Below are 15,583 nucleotides of genomic sequence, written 5' to 3' on the forward strand. Positions count from 1 at the left end.
CGTGCTGCCCCCGGTCGAGGTGGCCGGGCGGTGGATCAAGCGCTACCACGTCACCGCCGACCCGGCGGGCATCGCGCCCGACGTGCGGCGCGCGGCGTACGCGATGCTGCCGCGGCTGCTCCCGGAGGCGGACGGCACCCCGCCCGCGACGTTCGTCGTGCTGCACCGGGGCGGTGACGACGGCGCGTACCTCAACGCGTACAGCTGGGTGTGGGACAACGTCCTGCACTTCCGCGGGGCGGCGGCCGGCCAGCCGGTGCTCGGCTGCCCCGACCGCGACCCGGCGCACTTCGTCACCCTGGAACGCCCCTGGATCGGCTGCGTGTGGGAGCTGCCGCCGGTCCTGCACGAGCGCGACGCGTGGGTGCGGCACGTACTGGCGCCCGGCTCCCCCGACCTCGGCGCCTACCTGGCGGACTCGCTCCCCGAGGGCACCACGGGAGACCGCCGATGAGCAGCCCGCACGACTTCGACTTCCTGCACGGCACGTGGGACGTCGCCCACCGCCGGCGCACCGACTTCCTCGACCCCGGCAGCGACTGGGAGGAGTTCCGGGCAATGGGCCGCTGCTGGAGCCTGTTCGGCGGGGCCGCGAACATCGACGAGATGAAGGTGCCGGACCAGGGCTGGACCGGGCTCACACTGCGGCTCTTCGAGCCGGAGAGCGGGCAATGGTCGCTGCACTGGTCGTCCAGCCGAAGCGGCCGGCTGTTCCCGCCGGTGGTCGGCGGGTTCACCGAGGGCCTGGGCACGTTCCACGGGGACGACACGCACGACGGCAGGGACGTACGTGTGCGGTACCTGTGGTCGGGCATCTCGCCCACCACGGCCCGCTGGGAGCAGGCCTTCTCCGTCGACCACGAAGAGACCTGGCTGACCAACTGGGTCATGGACTTCGCCCCGCGAGCAGTTCCCTAGGCGAGCGGCGACGGGACACCGGGGCGGGAGCCGTGCCGCCGCTCAGCGTGCGCCGTGGGCGGCGGCCAGCGCCTCCACCCTGAGGGCGAGATCGAAGTCGAGCGCCGTGACCGCGCCGCCGACGCTGTGCGTGTTCACGGTGAGGGAGACGGTGTTGTAGCCGAGGGTGAGGTCCGAGTGATGGTCGAGCTCCTCCTGCACCTGCGCGATGTGCACGACCATCGCGGTCGCCGCGAAGTGCGAACCGAGCCGGTAGGAGCGGGCGATCCGATCCCCCTCCAGCGACCAGCCCGGCAGCCCCGCCAGACGGTCCTCGATCTCCTGCTGCGACAGCGGCTCGACGGCCATGACCTGGGTCCTTCCTCACGGCGGGGGTGCGCACGGGCTGCGGCCAGCGTGCCACAGGGAGCCGGTCCGGACCCGGTCCCGGCCGCCCGGACACGCCAGGCACCCCAGGCATCCGGCCCCGCCGGCCCCGGAACCGCACAGCCGCCTCCGCCACCCCGCCCCGCCCTCGGTTACGGTCCTCCCATGACCCGAGTCGCCTCCGGTGCCGTCCCGCTCCCGACCGCTCCTCCCGGCAAGGGCGTCGGCCCCCTGCTGCGCGGCTGGCGGGAGCAGCGGCGGGTGAGCCAGCTGGAGCTGGCGCTCCGGGCGGGCTCCTCGGCCCGCCACATCAGCTTCGTCGAGACCGGCCGCTCGCGCCCCAGCGAGGAGATGGTCCTGCGTCTCGCGGAGCACCTCGACGTCCCCGTCCGCGAGCGCAACGCCCTTCTGCTGGCGGCCGGTTACGCGCCGCACTACCCGGAGACCCCGCTCGGCGACCCGGCGATGGACGCGTTGCGCCAGGGCATGGAGCGCCTGATCCAGGGTTACGAGCCGTATCCGGCGCTCGTGGTCGACGCCACGTACACCGTCCTCGCCGCCAACCGCGGCATCACCATGCTGCTCGACGGCGTTCCCGGCTTCCTCCTCGAACCCCCGCTGAACGCGATGCGGCTCACCCTGCACCCGCAAGGGCTGGCTCCCCGCATCCGGAACCTTCGCGAGTGGCGGGGCCATCTGCTCGCGCAGATGGAGCGCCAGATCGCCCTGCACCGCTCGGACGCGCTGCGCGCGCTGTACGAGGAGGTGGCGGCCCACCCGGTGCCGGAGCGGGCGGCCGATGACGAGAGCGCCGAGCCGGTCGCCCACTTCGCGCTGCCGATGCGGATCGAGCACGAGGGGCGGGTGCTGTCGTTCATCTCGTCCATCTCGACGTTCAACACCCCGATGGACGTGACCGTCGCCGAGCTGGCCATCGAGACGTTCCTCCCGGCCGACCCGGCCACCGCCAAGTACCTTCACGAGATGCATTTCTGACGCTCCGTCGGTCCACGTGTGTGACAGGTGCGATGCGTACGCACCCGTGAGTGTTCCGGGGGAACATGACACACTGCCCGGGTACTTCGGCGCGTGGGGAGGCGTGGCGTGAGTGAGCGGCGGGCGGCGCCCACCGTGGGGCAGGTGATCCTGGGGCGGCGGCTCCAGGAGTTGCGGGAGGCCGCGGGCCTGCGGCGCGAGGAAGCGGCGCGCGTGCTGCGCGTGGCCCCGGCGACGGTGCGGCGCATGGAGATGGCGGAGGTCGCGCTCAAGATCCCGTACGTCCAGGTGCTGTTGTCGACCTACGGGGTGCCCGACGACGAGGTCGCGGCGTTCGTCGCGCTGACCGAGGAGGCGAACCAGGCGGGCTGGTGGCAGCGGTTCCACGACGTGCTGCCGGACTGGTTCAGCATGCACATCAGCCTGGAGGGCGCCGCCCGGATGATCCGGTCCTACGAGCCGCACTTCGTGCCGGGGCTGCTCCAGACCGAGGAGTACGCGCGCGCCGTGATGGAGGCGGGGACCGTCGGACAGAGGGACCCCGCGGCGGTCGAGCGGCATGTCACGCTGCGCATGACCCGGCAGAAGCTGCTCACCCGCGAACAGCCGCCCCGCTTCTGGGTGATCATGGACGAGACGGTGCTGCGGCGCCCGGTGAGCACGCGCGCGCAGGTCATGCGCGACCAGATCGACCGGCTGCTGGAGGCGACCGAGAACGACGACGTCACGCTCCAGATCGCCGAGTACGCGGACGGCCCGCACCCGGGGACGTACACGTCGTTCACGCTGTTCCGTTTCGCGGAACCGGAGTTGCCCGACATGGTCTACAGCGAGTACCTGACCGGCGCCCTGTATCTCGACTCGCGCCAGGAGGTCGCCCTGCACCTGGAGGTGCTGGACCACATGTCGGCGCGGGCGGCCTCCGCCGAGCGGACCAAGTCGCTCCTGCGGGAGTACCGCGAGAACTTCTGAGCCCGCCCGGCCGCTCGGCAGGCGCTCAGCCCGTGCCCGGACCGCCGTCCTTGCCGTCCCGGCCGCTGCGGTCGCCGCGGTCGTCGTCGACGATCTCGGCGTCCACCACGCCCTCCTCGTCCGCCGGTGCGGACCCGTCGGCTCGCGGCTCCTGCGGGGGCGACTGCCTGGCCTGCTCGTACATGGCCTGGCCCATCCGCTGGCTGACGGCGGCCAGCTTCTCGATGCCGGCCCGCAGGGCGGCGGTGTCGGCGGGGTCGTCGAGGAGGGCCTTGAGTCCGGTGATCGCCGAACCGACCTCCGTCCTGGTGTCGGCGGGTACGCGCTCCTCGTTCTCGCGGAGGAACTTCTCGGTCTGGTAGACGAGTTGCTCGGCCTGGTTGCGGGTCTCGGCTGCCTCGCGGCGCCTGCGGTCCTCGTCGGCGTACTGCTCGGCCTCGCGCATCATGCGGTCGATGTCGTCCTTGGGCAGCGCCGAGCCGCCCGTCACCGTCATCTTCTGCTCGCGGCCCGTGGCGAGGTCCTTGGCGGAGACGTGCATGATGCCGTCGGCGTCGATGTCGAAGGCGACCTCGATCTGCGGGACGCCGCGGGGCGCGGGCGGCAGCCCCGTCAGGTCGAACACGCCCAGCTTCTTGTTGTAGGCCGCGATCTCCCGCTCGCCCTGGAAGACCTGGATGCCGACCGAGGGCTGGTTGTCGACGGCCGTCGTGAAGATCTCCGAACGCCGCGTGGGAATGGTGGTGTTGCGCTCGATCAGCTTGGTCATGATGCCGCCCTTGGTCTCGATCCCGAGGGACAGCGGGGTGACGTCGAGCAGCAGGACGTCCTTGACGTCACCGCGGATGACGCCCGCCTGCAGGGCCGCGCCGACGGCCACGACCTCGTCGGGGTTGACGCCCTTGTGCGGGTCCCTGCCGGTGAGTTCCCTCACCAGGTCGGTCACGGCGGGCATCCGCGTGGAGCCGCCGACCAGGATGACGTGGTCGACGGCGGACAGCTTCACACCGGCGTCCTTCACGGCCTGGTGGAAGGGGGTCCGGCAGCGGTCGAGCAGGTCGGCGGTCAGTTCCTGGAAGCGGGCCCGCGTCAGCTTCTCGTCCAGGTGCAGCGGTCCCTCCGCGGAGGCCGTGATGTACGGCAGGGAGATCGTCGTCTCCAAGGAGCTGGACAGCTCGATCTTGGCCTTCTCCGCGCCCTCGCGCAGGCGTTGCAGCGCCATCTTGTCCTGCCCGAGATCGACGCCGTACGCGCCCTTGAAGCCCTTGACGAGGTGTTCGACGATCCGCTGGTCCCAGTCGTCACCGCCCAGCTGGGTGTCGCCGTTGGTGGCCTTGACCTCGATGACGCCGTCCCCGATCTCCAGGAGCGAGACGTCGAAGGTGCCGCCGCCCAGGTCGAAGACGAGGACGGTCTGCTCCTCGCCCCGGTCGAGCCCGTACGCGAGGGCGGCGGCCGTCGGTTCGTTGATGATCCGCAGCACGGTGAGGCCCGCGATCTCGCCGGCCTCCTTGGTCGCCTGGCGCTGGGCGTCGTCGAAGTAGGCGGGCACGGTGATCACGGCTTCCGCGACGTCCTCGCCGAGGTAGGACTCCGCGTCCCGCTTCAGCTTCTGCAGGACCCGCGCGGAGAGTTCCTGCGCGCGGTAGCGGGTGCCGTCGACGTCGCCCCGGTCGGGGAAGCGCCAGGCGGTGTCGCCCATGTGGCGCTTGACCGAACGCGCGGTCCGCTCCACGTTCGTGACGGCCTGCCGTTTGGCCACCTCACCGACGAGGACCTCGCCGTTCTTCGCGAAGGCCACCACGCTGGGGGTGGTGCGCGCACCCTCGGCGTTGGCGACGACGGTGGCATCACCGCCCTCCAGGACGGCCACCACCGAGTTCGTCGTACCGAGATCGATCCCGACCGCACGTGCCATGTCCGTCCCCTTCCGACCGGCCGCTACCCGCCTCCAGCACAAAACTTGAGTGCGCGTCTGTCAATGCCGCGTGCCGGGAAAACGGCGATGCCGCGCCCCTCGCGAGGGGCGCGGCATCGCCGTCGTGCGTGCGCGGGATCAGGTGAGCTTGGCCGACAGGGTGATCGTCGTGCCGGTGAGGGCCTGGCTGACCGGGCAGTTGACCTTGGCGTCCTCGGCGGCGGCGGCGAAGGCCTGCTCGTCGATCCCCGGCACCGTGCCCTCGACGCTGAGGTGGATGCCGGTGATGCCCTCGCCGGGCTGGAAGGTCACGTCGGCGGAGGTGACCAGCTTGGTCGGCGGCGTGCCGGCCTTGTCGAGGATGTTCGAGAAGGCCATCGAGAAGCAGCTGGAGTGGGCGGCCGCGATCAGCTCCTCCGGGCTGGTCTTGCCGTTCGCCTCCTCGGCGCGCGACGCCCACGACACCGGCTGCTCACCGATGCTGCCGGAGGAGTCGAAGGTGACGACGCCGTTGCCCTTGAACAGGTTGCCTTCCCACACAGTGTGGGCGGAGCGCGTGGTTGCCACGATGAGTCCTTTCGGATGGGGTCCCGTACCCGGGTGTTCGTGACCCCTATCCGATCACACTCCGGCTCAGGTCACGCGAAAGACCGGCCCACGTGAGGTGAACGGCAGGCGTGCGCCCTGGGGAATCAGGTACGCGTGCTCGCGCCGGATCCGCAGCACGTCGCAGTACCCGTCCGTGATCACCAGGACCGGCGCGCCCGGCGGGAAGTCGTCGGCGCGGTGCAGCAGGTCGACGCCGGGCTGGAGCACCGTACCGCCGCGGCCGTGGACCCGGACCCGGCCGGCGATCTCGGTGACCGGGAGGTAACCGGCGTCGTGGGGCGCCGCGTCGCAGAACACGACGCGTGCGGCCGGTACGTCGCGGGCCTCGGCGTACGAGGCGATCGCCCCCAGGGCCTTGCCGAGCAGGGTGCTGTTCATGGAGCCGGAGGTGTCGAGGACGACGCCGAAGGTGCAGCGGGCGACCTCCTCGGGCGGGAAGTGGCGCCCCGCGCGCGGGATGTCGGGGGTGGCGGCCTGGCGGCGGGCGGGGCGGGCGTAGGTGCGGACGGGCTCGGGCCGCGGCACGAACTCGTCGAACCAGCGCGCCAGCCGGGCGTCCCAGGGCAGGGGCGGATGGCTGAGGGTACGGATCTCCTGGACCAGTCCGCCGGGCAGGAAGCCGCGCTCCTGCTGCTGGTGCAGGTCCAGGCCCCGGGCCAGCCCGCGGCGGTAGAACTCGTCGAGGTCGACGACGTCGCGGGGCGGGCCGAGGGGTCCGCCGAGGATGTCCGGCCGGCCCTTCCCGCAGAGCGTGGACCTGCGCCGCATCCGGCGCAGATCGCCCACGATGCGGTCGTACACCTCCTCGGCCGAGAGGCCCCGCAGGTCCGGGTCGTACAGCAGCCCTTCGGGCATCGTGCCGATCTGCATCTCCAGCAGCCAGGCGTTGACCACGTAGTCGCAGGCGACGTTGAACAGGAGCGGGTCGCGCGGGCCGCAGCGGTCGCCGTGGCGCAGCGCGGCGTGCAGCATCTCGTGGGCGAGGACGAACCGCCATTCCTCGTCGTTCAGCCGGAGCAGCGGGTTGACGTAGATCTCGCCCGCCTCGGCGTCGACCGCGGCGACGGAGATGTCGTGCGCGCGGGCGAGTTCGGCGTCGGCGACGAGGGTGATGCCGGCCGCGATCCCGCCGAGCAGTGGGTACGAGGAGACGAACCAGCCGAGCGCCCGCTCCCAGGGCTGGAGCCGGGTGGGGCCGCCGCCCATCGAGTCGCGCCGGCCGCCCGCCAGGTCCATCGCGGTGGCCATGGTCCGGGTCAGGGCGTGCGCGAAGGCGAGCTGCCAGTCCGGCACCTGCCCGTTCCAGCTGTTCCACGGCAGCAGGATCTGGTCGGGTGCGCCGCCCGCGGTACCGCAGCGCTCGTAGGCGGGCGGGATGCCGTCGCGGCGCCAGCGGGCGGCGAGTTGCTCCTCGTCGCCGTCCGGGTAGGCGGCCGGCAGGTGCTCGGGGGTGAGCCCGACGGAGAAGGTGAGCAGGAAGCGGTTGACGACGACGCAGCGCGCGGCGAGGTCGAAGCGGTCGGGCTGCTCGCGCTCGCCGGTGGCCGCGGGTACGTGGCCGAAGCCGACGTGGATGAGTCCGTGCGCGATGGCCCAGGCCCACTCGGCGGGTTCGGTGACGGGCGCGCCCCCGTTCGGGCGGCGGGGATCCCGGGGCCGGACGGGGTGGGCGTGGAGCGTGCTGCCGGAGTCGACGCGGACGAGGCCGTCGTGCGGCGCGACGGTGCAGCTCTCCTCGCGGCAGATGCTGACGTCCAGGGCGGCCAGCGCCGGATTGGCCCGCACGAGCCGCAGTCCGGCGGCGAACGCCTCCGCGGCCCGGTCCGGCTTCTTCGGCGTCCGTTTGGCGGCCCGGCTCACCGGCGCGCCTCCACCAGGCGCGGCAGGTCGCGGGCCGCCTCCACCAGGAACCAGGCGGGCAGGACGGGGTTGCCGTCGGCGTCGGAGGCGATGACGTTCTGGGCGACCTCGACGGAGATCTCGGCGAGCTGCACGAGCAGCGACTTCGCGCGGTACGCCGTCTGCCGTCCGTTCGCCGAGAGGTGCTCCTTGCTCGCCGGCAGCTCCTTGACGAGGCGGCCGCGGAAGGACTCGGCGAGGTAGTAGAGCAGGTCGCGGTCCTCGAGGCGGCCCGGCCAGCGGGCGTCGCCGCGGATGACGGCCTCGATACCGAACCGGCTGCGCACGACCTTGACGTAGCCGCAGAAGGCGACGGCGTGGGCGGGGGTGAGTGTGCCGTGGGCGACGACCTTGAGGGTGTCCTCGTCGAGGTCCGGCCCGAAGGAGTGCAGCGCGTCGGAGAGCATGTGCCACGAGCGGGGCGTGGAGAACGGCTCCTCGGTCTTCGGCGGCTTGGACCAGAGGTGGTCGGGCCGGTCGGTGAGGTGGTCCAGGATCCACGGGTGGATGCCGTTGGCGGCGGCCCAGGCGAGCCAGTCCTTCGGCGAGGCCTCCAGGTGCACGTGGGCCAGGCGGTTGACCAGCGCCGAGGCGATCGGGCGGGCCAGCGCGTTGTCGGTGGCGCGGTTGCCCGCGCCGATCACGATCGACCCGGCGGGCAGTTCGTAGGCGCCGATGCGGCGGTCCAGGATCAGCGAGTAGAAGGCCTTCTGCACATCGGGCGTGGCCGCGTTCAGCTCGTCGAGGAACAGGCAGTACGGCTCGTCGCGGGCGATCGCCTCCGGCGGGCAGAACACCGAACGCCCGTCGCGGATCTGCGGGACGCCGATGAGGTCCTCCGGCGCCAGCTGGGTGCCCAGCAGGCTCACGCACTCCAGCCCCAGCGACTCGGCGAACTCCCTGACCAGGGAGGACTTTCCGATGCCGGGGGCGCCCCAGATGAAGACCGGCCGCACGGTCGCGAGGCCCAGCAGCAGTTCGGGTATCCGGGCGGGGGTGACGGTGGCGGCTGCCTGCACGCGGGGCTCCTGGGAGGGGGTCGACGGGGCGCGCAGGTGCGCGGTGTCCGAGACGGCCAGTGTGGGCGGGAACGTCCCCGCACCGCAGCCCATTTTTTCCGGCGGCGCCGGTCCCGCTCAGGAGGGCGGCGCGCCGGCGGGTGGCCGCCCCGCCCGCCCGGGGGCGCCCGTCAGGCGGCGCGCCGGTCCTTCCGGCGGGCCGTCAGCGGCACCTGGGGGCCGTCGGACTCGCGCAGCCAGCGCCGCAGCACGTGGTGGACCCGCTCGGCGCCGACGAGTTCGCCGCCGTCCTCGACGGGTGCGGACAGCGCCACCGGCGACATCAGGAAGGGGCGCCCCTGGGCTCCGCCGAGCCCGCCGTGCGAGCCGATCTGCTCCTCGAAGGCGAGGACCTCGCCCTCCTCCGGGTCGTACCAGGAGTTGACCATGAGGTCGGCGGTGTGCGGGAACCCGTGCGTGCGCCGTACGGCGTCGGCGGCGCCGGGCCCGAAGTCGGCCAGCGGGCCCGGGTGTTCGTCGCTCAGCTCGTCCACGGGCACCTCCGCGCCGTGCGCGCCGAGCACGAGCCCGCCGTGCTCCTCGCTGCGGACCAGCACGAAGCCGACGCCGGGGTGGTTGGCGAGGGTGGACAGCAGCGCCGGGTGGCGGCGGTCTATCTCCTCCCGGCTCATCCGGTGCGGCACGTCGGGGAACGAGACCAGACCGAGGTTGCCGGAGGCCAGCACGAGCGGTTCCGCGGGGCGGTGCGAGGGCCGGTACTGCCCGCCCTCCTCGACGGGGCGGCGCAGCGCGGCCCGTACGGCCGACCGGGCCTCGGCGCCGCTGTGGGTGCGCCGCACCCGGCGCGGCACGGGCAGTCCGCAGCCGGCCCGCACGAGATCGCCCAGCGTCAGCCCGTACCGGGTCAGGAAGGTCTCCCCCGGGCTCTGCCCGTGGTCGGACAGCAGCACGATCCGGTACGGCCGCGGGGCGTGCTCGGCGACCTTCGCGATCAGCGCCAGCGAGCGGTCGAGCCGCTCCAGGACCCGTTGGGCGTCCCGGCTACGCGGCCCGGAGTGGTGCGCCACCTCGTCGTACGCCACCAGGTCGGCGTAGACCGCGGCGCGGCCGGCGAGCATGTCGCCGATGACCGCGGCGACCACCACGTCCCGTTCGACGACGGTCGCGAAGGCCCGGATGAACGGGTACAGGCCGCCGCGCTTGACCCGCGGCCGGCACTTGCCGAGGCGGGCCCGGGTGGACTGGCCGATCTCCCGGAAGACCTCGGCGACGAAGGACATGGCGGTCCGCACGGCGTTGGCGGGGTCGCTGAAGTACGCGAAGTAGCCCGCCCGGGAGCGGTTGTCCGGGCCGCGCCGGGCGGCCATGGACAGCACCAGCGCGAGCTGCTCGGCGCCGCCGCTGAAGAGGTTGCCCCGGCTGGCGCCGTCGAAGGCCAGGAGTCCGCCCTCGCCGGTGCGCTCGACCGCGCGGCGCTGGAGTTCGGCGGCGCTGGAGGGGCGGTTGCACACCATCACCTCGCCGCTGTCCTTCTCGTACCACCGGAAGGCGGGCACGTCGTGGTTGGTGCCGTGCAGGATGCCGAGCTGGCTGGCGCCGGTCTGGCTGGACCAGTCGGTGCGCCAGGAGGTGAGCCGGTGGGTGGGCCCGCGGCCGGCCCGGGGCAGGGTTCCGCGCCCGGTGCCGGGGCCCGCGCCGAGCCATTCGGCCACGGTCGGCATCAGTCCCTTGGCGACGGCCTCGCACAGCACGTCGTGGCCGACGCCGTCGAGCTGGAGGAAGACGGTGCCGGGGCTGGAGGGCCCCGCTCCGCCCGTCGCGCGCCGCCGCCGGTCCGCGAGGCGGTAGAGCCTGCGCCGGTACGCGTCGTCGTCCCGGACCGCGAGGGCGGCGCCGGTGGCCGAGGCGACGGCCGACATGACTGCGGCCACCACCACGGCGGTCTCGGGCGCGGCCTCGCCGCGCCCGGAGGGGTTGATGCGCAGGGCGATCAGCAGCAGGGAGCCGTTGAGGAAGAAGACGAGCAGCCCGAGCACGAGGGCGGGCACGAGGAGCAGCGCCCGCACGAGCAGCGGCCAGACCAGCGACGACAGCAGTCCGAAGACCCCGGCGCCGGCGGCCGCGGTGAGGGCGATCCGGGTCGCGCTGTCCCCGGTGTCCGACTGGAGCTGGAAGTCGGGCAGCACTCCGGCGAGGACGAGCATCGTGACCGTGGACGCGGCCCACACGGTGATGCTCCGCCACACCCCGCTCAGCACGCTCCGCCAACGCCCGCCGCCCACGCCCAGCCACCTCACGTCCCGACCCGCCGGAACGCGAGCCCTCACGGCCCGCCCGGTGCGCGGACCGTCTCCCACCCTGTCACAACGCCCGGAAGGGCCCGGATGTCACCCGTGGGACGAGAGCGCGAGCGGCCCGCCGGTGCCGCGGGCGCGGCTCAGCGGCCGTCGTACCCGGCGGTCGGCATCGACAGGCGCCGGTGCACGCGGGCCTTCATCTGGGCGTCGTAGGAGGGTTCGGCGCGGCCGACCGTCTCGACCCGCACCCCGCGCCGCGCGCACTCGGCGGTGAACTCGTCGACGGAGGCGAGCGCGCGCTCCAGGACGCGGCGGCTCGGCGCGACGAACAGGTCGACGAGTCCGGCCTCGACGTCGTCCCACAGGGCGCAGTGGTCGGAGCGCAGTCCGCCGACGAGGAGTTCCCGGGTGACGACGTAGCCCCGCTCCGCGGCCCAGCGGGCGCACATCGCGTGCTGGCTGCGGGAGTCGACGAGGAAGGGATCGGCGTCCAGTTCCTCCAGCGGCGTCAGACTCGCGATCGCCGTGACACGCACCAAGGCGTCTCCCCCCTGCTCGTACGAAGCGGAGAACGTGAGCCGGGGCACGCCGGAGGCGGCGCCTGCTTCTCCCATGCGTCCCCTCACCTCCCGGTTTCGCCGCCGACCCTACTCCTGCCCGTAGGCTCGGGGGGAGTCGCGCGAAGGAGGCAAAGGGAGTGCCGGTGGAGATCACCTGGTGGGGTCACGCCACCTGCACGGTGGAGGACTCGGGGACACGTGTGCTGACGGACCCGCTGTTCGCGCGGAGGCTCGCGCATCTGCGGCGCCGGGGCGGACCCCCGCCGCCCCCGCGGGCGGCGGTCGCGGACGTGGTGCTCGTCTCGCATCTGCACGCCGACCACCTGCACGTTCCCTCGCTGGCACGCCTGGAGCCGGGTACGCGGCTGCTGGTGCCGCGGGGGGCGCCGCGGGCGGTCGGGGGGTTGCGCAGGCTCCGTCATCTGCGGCTGACGGAGGTGGCACCGGGCGAGAGCGTGAAGCTCGGCGAGCTGAACGTGCGGGTGGTGCGCGCGGCGCACGACGGGCGCAGGCTGCCGTTCGGACCGCACCGCGCGCCCGCGCTCGGTTACGTGGTCGAGGGCGAGGCCCGTACGTATTTCGCCGGGGACACCGGGCTGTTCGACTCGATGGCCGAGGAGGTCGGGGAGGTCGACGTGGCGCTGCTGCCGGTCGGCGGCTGGGGGCCGCACCTGGGCGAGGGGCACCTGGACCCGGAGCGCGCCGCCCGGGCGCTGGCCGGTCTGGCGCCGCGCACCGCCGTGCCGGTGCACTACGGCACGTACTGGCCGATCGGGATGGACGCCGTGCGCCCCCATGAATTCCACACGCCGGGCGACGAATTCGTGCGCCGGGCCGCGCGTTGGGCGCCGGGTGTCGCGGTGCACCGGCTGGGACAGGGCGAGAGCATACGTCCGGAGGTCGCCCGGTGATCCTCCGGTCCGCGGTGGTGCTGTCCGCGGCGGGTACGGCAGGGGCGACGATCCCGCCCGAGTCCACTCAGCAGGCGCTCGGGTATCCGTCGCTGTTCCTGCTGGTGCTGATCGGCGCGCTGGTGCCGGTGGTGCCGACGGGGGCGCTGGTCAGCTCGGCGGCGGTGGTGGCCTTCCATCAGACGGCGCCGTTCTCGCTGGCGCTGGTCTTCGGGGTGGCGTCGCTCGCGGCGTTCCTCGGCGACATCTCGCTGTACTGGCTCGGCCGGCGGGGCATGCACTCGAAGAACGGCTCGCGCTGGCTGGCGGCGATCCGCGACCGCGCCCCCGAGGACCGCCTCGCCCAGGCCCAGCGGAAGCTGGACGACCACGGTGTCGCCGTACTGGTCCTGTCCCGGCTGGTCCCCGCCGGGCGTATCCCGGTGATGCTCGCCTGCCTGCTGGCGAAGATGCCGCTGCGCACCTTCGCGCGCGGCGACGTCCCGGCCTGCCTCGCGTGGACCTTCACCTACCAGCTCATCGGCATCCTGGGCGGCTCCCTGTTCGAGGAGCCCTGGGAGGGCGTGGCCGCCGCGGTCGTCCTGACGCTGCTGGTCGGCGCGGCGCCCGGGCTGTGGCGCCGGGTGCGCGGGACCTCGTAGGGCGTCCTCGGGCGTGCCGGGACCGGCGCCCGGCGGGATCGCCTCGGTTCAGTCCAGGACGCGTGAGCCGCCCACCGGCAGGTCCCACAGGTCGTCCCGGTCGAGGCCGGCCTTCTCCCAGGCCGCCCGCACCCGGGTGAGCGGTTCGAGCACGGGCTCCGCGGACAGGACGAACGTGCCCCAGTGCATGGGGGCCATGCGGCGCGCGCCGAGGTCGACGGCGGCCCGCACCGCTTCCTCCGGGTCGCAGTGGACGTCCCTGAGCCACCAGCGGGGCTCATAGGCGCCGATGGGGAGCAGGGCGAGGTCGATGCCGGGGTGGCGCCGGCCGATGCGGGAGAACCAGTGGCCGTAGCCGGTGTCGCCCGCGAAGTACACGCGCTGTCCTTCGCCGGACGTCAGGACCCAGCCGCCCCACAGCGTGCGGCAGGTGTCGATCAGGCTGCGCTTGGACCAGTGGTGGGACGGCACGAAGTCGAAGCGGACACCGCCCAGTTCGGCCGCCTCCCACCAGTCCAGCTCGGTGACCGCGGTGAACCTGCGGCGCCGGAACCAGCGGCCGAGCCCGGCCGGCACGAGGACCGGGGTGTCGCGCGGCAGGCGGCGCAGGGTCGGGGCGTCCAGGTGGTCGTAGTGGTTGTGGCTGATGACCACGGCGTCGATGCGGGGCAGTGCGCTCCACGGCACGCCGACGGGCGTGACGCGGGCCGGGGTGCCGAGGATCCGGCGGGACCAGACCGGGTCGGTGAGCACGGTGAGGCCGCCTATGCGGATCACCCAACTGGCGTGCCCCGCCCAGGAGACGGCGACGGTGCGGGCGTCCACCTCGGGCAGCGGGCCCGGTTCGAAGGGCAGGCGCGGGACGTCGGCGAGGCCGGCGGCGTCGGGCCGCAGGGCGCCCTCGCGGGCGAACCGCGCGAAGGCCCGCAGGCCGGGCAGCGGCGCGGTGAGCCGGTCGGTGAACGACCGTGGCCAGACGCGCTGTTCGCCGAGCGGGCGCGGCTCGGCGGGCGGCGGGAGCGGGGCGGGCGCCTCCCGTGGTTCGTGCAGGACGAGGGAGTCGTGGGGACCCAGTACGGCCGGTGTCCCGGCCGCGGGTGCCGTCGCGGACTCCGGTGCCACCGCGTCCTGTTGTGTCGTCGTGGTCGACTCGGACCGCTGCGTCATCGAGGATGCTCCCATCGCTGAGCGTCGTCGCGTAGTTCGTCGAAGGCCGACCCCAGGTGGGTCAACGCGCGTTGCACGTACGGCAGTTCCAACGGCGTGGGGGACGAGAGGCATTCCTCGCGCTCCGCGTCCGTCGTGCCGAGCAGGGGGGCGGTGGACAGCCGTACCCGCGGCGCCGCCAGGTCGTCGCCGAAGCGGTGGCCGCCCGGCGCCGGGTATCCGAGGCGGGCGGTGAGGAGGTCCTCCAGCTCCTGGGCGTCGCCGACACCCCGGGCGGTGAGCTCGCCGTGCAGCGGGCCGAGGTCCACGTAGAGGTGCCGGCCGGCCCGCGGGGGTCTGGCGAGGGCGCCCGCGGCGACCACGGTGCGGTGCACGGCGTCCGCGACGGCCGCGTGCAGGCGGGCCGAGGCGGTGAGCCGCCCGTCGACGTCACCGGGTTCCTCCAGCGCGTACGCGGCGGCCGCGGCGACCGGGTCGGCCGGGCGGGCGCCGAGCGCGGTGAGCACGTCGAGGACGCGGGCGCGCAGCGTGGAGCCGTACGGGTTCGCCGGGAACCGGGCGACGGCGGCGGGCCAGCCGAGCGGCAGGAAGGGGCCGGAGAGGTCGGTGAGCACGGTGACCTCGTCGGGCAGCATCTCGGCGGGGCTGAGGAACACGGTGTCCAGGGGCCGGTGCAGGGTGTCCCGCCAGGTCTCGTCGCTGACCACGTGCAGGCCCTCGGCGACGGCGGCCTCCACGGTCTCGTGGACGGTCTCGGGGGGTGCGACCGTGGCCGTGGGGTCGTCGGCGACGGACAGCAGGAGCAGTCGCGGGTCGCCGCCCTCGGCGCGGACCCTGCGCACGGTCTCCAGGAGCGCGTACGGGTCGGGGACGCCGCCGCATTCGGCGGGGGTGGCCACGTGGAACGCGTTCCTGCCCAGCAGCCTGGTCTGCGGCGCCCACCAGGCGGCGCAGGGCCGCGGGAGCAGGACGTCGCCGCCGACCGCGGCGGTCAGCGCGAGCAGCAGGGAGGCGGCGCCGGGCGCCGCGGCCACCCGGCCGGCGGTGGCGGGCAGTCCGCGGCGGGACCAGTAGCCGCAGGCGGCGTCGAGCAGTGCCGGGCCGCCGCCCGCGGGTTCGGCGCCGGACCGGCCCGCGGACCGGGCGAGGACCTCGCGGAGTCCGGGCAGCAGGGGCAGCCCCTGGTCGGGGAGGGTCGGGCCGTAGCGAACGGGCCCGTGCCCCTCCGGGTACGTCCGCCCCATCCGTGACCTCCGCGCAGTCCGTGGTGCCGTGTCGCCGCCGTGCCGTCCGTGGCCGGTGGCCGGTCC

15 protein-coding genes are annotated in these 15,583 nt (G+C 73.8%); 6 read left to right on the plus strand and 9 right to left on the minus strand.

What is annotated here, in order from left to right:
• Position 1: 1 nt before the first annotated feature.
• A complete protein-coding gene (locus ACFYQQ_RS02060) occupies positions 2-454 on the plus strand; it encodes a hypothetical protein (RefSeq protein WP_356175013.1) in 453 nt (150 codons plus the stop codon).
• Positions 451-918: a hypothetical protein gene (locus ACFYQQ_RS02065; protein ID WP_355782512.1), complete on the plus strand. Its 468-nt coding sequence runs from the start codon at positions 451-453 to the stop codon at positions 916-918. The genes ACFYQQ_RS02060 and ACFYQQ_RS02065 overlap by 4 nt, the downstream gene beginning before the upstream one ends.
• Positions 919-960: 42 nt before the next feature.
• Here the strand turns inward: ACFYQQ_RS02065 and ACFYQQ_RS02070 are convergent, their stop codons facing one another.
• On the minus strand, positions 961-1,266 hold the full coding sequence (locus ACFYQQ_RS02070; RefSeq protein ID WP_355782515.1) for a 4a-hydroxytetrahydrobiopterin dehydratase: 306 nt from the start codon (positions 1,264-1,266) through the stop codon (positions 961-963).
• A gap of 183 nt (positions 1,267-1,449) precedes the next feature.
• Between ACFYQQ_RS02070 and ACFYQQ_RS02075 the strand changes: the two genes are divergently transcribed.
• Together ACFYQQ_RS02075 and ACFYQQ_RS02080 are read left to right on the plus strand one after the other, a co-directional pair.
• Complete coding sequence (locus ACFYQQ_RS02075; protein ID WP_355782518.1) at positions 1,450-2,280, plus strand: helix-turn-helix transcriptional regulator; 831 nt, start codon at positions 1,450-1,452, stop codon at positions 2,278-2,280.
• A gap of 108 nt (positions 2,281-2,388) precedes the next feature.
• Positions 2,389-3,252, plus strand: a complete 864-nt coding sequence (locus tag ACFYQQ_RS02080; RefSeq protein ID WP_355782521.1) for a helix-turn-helix transcriptional regulator — start codon at positions 2,389-2,391, stop codon at positions 3,250-3,252.
• A gap of 25 nt (positions 3,253-3,277) precedes the next feature.
• Here ACFYQQ_RS02080 and dnaK read toward each other — a convergent pair whose 3' ends face one another.
• From dnaK to ACFYQQ_RS02110, 6 genes are all read right to left on the minus strand, one after another.
• Positions 3,278-5,170, minus strand: a complete 1,893-nt coding sequence (gene dnaK, locus ACFYQQ_RS02085) for a molecular chaperone DnaK (RefSeq protein ID WP_355782524.1) — start codon at positions 5,168-5,170, stop codon at positions 3,278-3,280.
• 138 nt (positions 5,171-5,308) lie between these two features.
• Positions 5,309-5,737 carry an OsmC family peroxiredoxin gene (locus tag ACFYQQ_RS02090; protein WP_355794099.1) on the minus strand — a complete coding sequence of 143 codons (429 nt, stop codon included), beginning with the start codon at positions 5,735-5,737 and terminating at the stop codon, positions 5,309-5,311.
• A gap of 66 nt (positions 5,738-5,803) precedes the next feature.
• Positions 5,804-7,639: a hypothetical protein gene (locus ACFYQQ_RS02095; protein WP_356174974.1), complete on the minus strand. Its 1,836-nt coding sequence runs from the start codon at positions 7,637-7,639 to the stop codon at positions 5,804-5,806.
• Entirely contained in the window at positions 7,636-8,697 is a 1,062-nt protein-coding gene (locus ACFYQQ_RS02100; protein ID WP_355794415.1) for a MoxR family ATPase, read from the minus strand. Before ACFYQQ_RS02100 ends, ACFYQQ_RS02095 begins: the two co-directional genes overlap by 4 nt.
• A 170-nt stretch (positions 8,698-8,867) precedes the next feature.
• Positions 8,868-10,979 carry a phage holin family protein gene (locus tag ACFYQQ_RS02105; RefSeq protein ID WP_356174968.1) on the minus strand — a complete coding sequence of 704 codons (2,112 nt, stop codon included), beginning with the start codon at positions 10,977-10,979 and terminating at the stop codon, positions 8,868-8,870.
• 155 nt (positions 10,980-11,134) lie between these two features.
• Entirely contained in the window at positions 11,135-11,608 is a 474-nt protein-coding gene (locus ACFYQQ_RS02110; RefSeq protein ID WP_388902946.1) for a hypothetical protein, read from the minus strand.
• 83 nt (positions 11,609-11,691) lie between these two features.
• On the opposite strand from ACFYQQ_RS02110, the gene ACFYQQ_RS02115 reads away from it, so the two are divergent.
• The gene (locus ACFYQQ_RS02115; RefSeq protein WP_356174962.1) at positions 11,692-12,465 is read left to right on the plus strand and encodes an MBL fold metallo-hydrolase; all 774 of its coding nucleotides are present in this window, start codon (positions 11,692-11,694) and stop codon (positions 12,463-12,465) included.
• Positions 12,465-13,106, plus strand: coding sequence for a DedA family protein (locus tag ACFYQQ_RS02120; protein WP_388903383.1), 642 nt, complete (start codon positions 12,465-12,467; stop codon positions 13,104-13,106). Before ACFYQQ_RS02115 ends, ACFYQQ_RS02120 begins: the two co-directional genes overlap by 1 nt.
• Before the next feature lie 48 nt (positions 13,107-13,154).
• Here the strand turns inward: ACFYQQ_RS02120 and ACFYQQ_RS02125 are convergent, their stop codons facing one another.
• Together ACFYQQ_RS02125 and ACFYQQ_RS02130 are read right to left on the minus strand one after the other, a co-directional pair.
• A complete protein-coding gene (locus ACFYQQ_RS02125; protein ID WP_356174958.1) occupies positions 13,155-14,273 on the minus strand; it encodes an MBL fold metallo-hydrolase in 1,119 nt (372 codons plus the stop codon).
• The gene (locus ACFYQQ_RS02130) at positions 14,270-15,517 is read right to left on the minus strand and encodes an aminotransferase class I/II-fold pyridoxal phosphate-dependent enzyme (RefSeq protein WP_356237851.1); all 1,248 of its coding nucleotides are present in this window, start codon (positions 15,515-15,517) and stop codon (positions 14,270-14,272) included. The genes ACFYQQ_RS02125 and ACFYQQ_RS02130 overlap by 4 nt, the downstream gene beginning before the upstream one ends.
• Positions 15,518-15,583 lie beyond the last annotated feature (66 nt).

It is taken from the genome of Streptomyces sp. NPDC005496, from assembly GCF_042872045.1.
In the GTDB taxonomy this organism is placed as follows: domain Bacteria; phylum Actinomycetota; class Actinomycetes; order Streptomycetales; family Streptomycetaceae; genus Streptomyces.